Here is a 2,021-nt window from a genome sequence, read left to right as displayed (position 1 = left end):
TGATGAATTATTAAAAAATATTCAATTCCTCATTTCAAAGGCCCGAATTGAGCAGGCCCCTATTTTTTTCACGAAACTTCAAAATGGACACAGATAGTGAAGATGTACATTATAAAGGGAAATCCCAATTAAAGGAAAAGAATAGAAATAGAAACCAGTATGGATAATGATACTGGTTTTTGGTTTGAAAAAAACTTCTATATAGCTAATCTAAAAGCATTTTAACGAACTGACGTCATACCTTGTATAAAGGGGGTAATTCAAAATGACATACCGACCTACTGTAAGATATCCGTCCATTTATCAGGAATATGTAAATGAAGTTAATAATGCCACTTCACTAGATCGCAACCAAATTTTCCGTCTGGCCCTATTTATAGCAGCTCATTCAAAAGAATATAACGATATCCTTAAAAAGTATCGGAAGGGTGACGTCCCTCTCCCCTGCCCAGCATGGAGGATAGATGAAGAGAAATGTTGGCAAGAACAAAGCTATATTAAAAAAGAAGATACGCCCCAGGTCAAGATCTTTGAACAGGGAGGCATTAAACTCATTATTGGTTGATCCTTTATTTTTTTGGTTTATCGACGCTCTTAATAGAATGGGATGCAGCTCCTTTATTCGCTAATGCTTGAGCTAATTCCTTGGGTATTTCTCTAGTCATTCCATATCACCTCACTTATCAAGAGCCTTGCCATTCAGCCTTAATAATATACCTCCCTCCACTCTTTTCAGGAGGACCGAGATACCAACTTACCAACCTACCCAAACATAAAACACTTTTTAGGAAGGAGAAAGCCAATGAGAAGAGATAAGCCGTTGAATCCAAGCCTTTCCCCTAACAAAAAAAGAAACCCGGAACCTCAAAAAAGAAAGGTCCGGTCTGATAAGCTACATGATATCAAAATCCCTGTTTCTGAAGTTACGAATACAATCGTATTGCGTGAATCAAGGAAGTATTGGCATGGATCTAAAACCAAAACATCAACTGAACTGCTTTTATATGGCCTTGAAAACCTTTTTGTTTTTCCTGACGTCACCTATATTGACCATCCCTCGACTGTCCATTGTAAGGTTGATCATGAGACATTTCGGAAAATAGGGGAGCATGCTACCGAATGGAATTGCAGTACCAGGCAGGCAGCTCATCGGATTTTTATGGAGGCATTAAAGAAGAAACAACTAGGAGGCATAACAGATGTGGAAATATAGCCAAGCGAATCTCATTAATGAAGAACTATCGCTTATAGGTTCCACTAATTTTCTCGGCAAAATGCTTCATAAAATGAACAAATCATCCATGATCTTATTATCTATAGAAGTTCCCCTAAATAGTTATTTAAGAGCTGAAATATTCTGTGAAGATATTCAAGATCTATCAGAAATGCCATTTGATCAAAAAACTTTATTGATGCTGCTATACGAGGATTTTCTTTATGAGGCGAAAATAAATCCAGATTTAAAGAAGATTTTTCAAGTCCTCACTAGATTGGAACATGAATCTGGAAAGGCTGCCGTTTTGGAAAGAAAAACAGACTCCATTTTTAAACTCATTCATAAAGAAGAACATGAAGAACTTCAACCCTTGCATATAAGAATGAGACGAAAATATGCCCTTCGTGGTGAAATCATACTGGCTGATATGGAAGGATCTTATCCTAACCATGGCTTCACCATTGAAAGGGTGCTTGAACTCCTTTACATGGATTTTATTGATGCCTTTAGAAAAGGAGATACTACGGAGGCTATTCAGAAAATCATTAAATTACTGGATGTTGAAGAATAATAAATAGCCTAAAGGCGTTAGCAGGGTTAACCCTGCTATGGACCTTTAGGTATATGTGTAACGTATTATTAATCATGAAGAAACAGATGAACAAGTAATAAGGGTGCTTACTATAAGCACCCTTATTACTTGTTGTTAATTAGTTCTCAATAGGTCTACCTTATATTGCATTCCCCAAATTAAAGTTCTGAATGGTGAATCTAAATCATGAACAATGATACTTTCCATTTCTTT

Annotated in this window: 3 protein-coding genes; all 3 read left to right on the top strand. The window is 36.5% G+C overall.

What is annotated here, in order from left to right; translation table 11 throughout:
* Nucleotides 1–265: 265 nt before the first annotated feature.
* The 3 genes from N9I19_RS24585 (at nt 266) to N9I19_RS24575 (ending at nt 1,787) form a co-directional block, all read left to right on the top strand.
* The gene (locus N9I19_RS24585; RefSeq protein ID WP_317779307.1) at nt 266–565 is read left to right on the top strand and encodes a hypothetical protein; all 300 of its coding nucleotides are present in this window, start codon (nt 266–268) and stop codon (nt 563–565) included.
* 237 nt (nt 566–802) lie between these two features.
* Nucleotides 803–1,213, top strand: a complete 411-nt coding sequence (locus N9I19_RS24580; protein WP_317779306.1) for a hypothetical protein — start codon at nt 803–805, stop codon at nt 1,211–1,213.
* Nucleotides 1,200–1,787, top strand: a complete 588-nt coding sequence (locus N9I19_RS24575; RefSeq protein ID WP_317779305.1) for a hypothetical protein — start codon at nt 1,200–1,202, stop codon at nt 1,785–1,787. Before N9I19_RS24580 ends, N9I19_RS24575 begins: the two co-directional genes overlap by 14 nt.
* The last annotated feature ends 234 nt before the right edge of the window (nt 1,788–2,021 follow it).

The sequence above is a fragment of the Peribacillus sp. CSMR9 genome, assembly GCF_033141925.1.
GTDB classification, from domain to species: domain Bacteria; phylum Bacillota; class Bacilli; order Bacillales; family DSM-1321; genus Peribacillus; species Peribacillus simplex_A.
The sequence above is the reverse complement of the archived record's forward strand: the minus strand, read 5'-3'. Positions and strand labels throughout refer to the sequence as shown.

What these genes read in the sequence shown, in the direction of transcription:
- N9I19_RS24585 (WP_317779307.1), top strand. Translation starts at nt 266, where the DNA reads ATGACATACCGACCTACTGTAAGATATCCGTCCATTTATCAGGAATAT.
- N9I19_RS24580 (WP_317779306.1), top strand. Translation starts at nt 803, where the DNA reads ATGAGAAGAGATAAGCCGTTGAATCCAAGCCTTTCCCCTAACAAAAAA.
- N9I19_RS24575 (WP_317779305.1), top strand. Translation starts at nt 1,200, where the DNA reads ATGTGGAAATATAGCCAAGCGAATCTCATTAATGAAGAACTATCGCTT.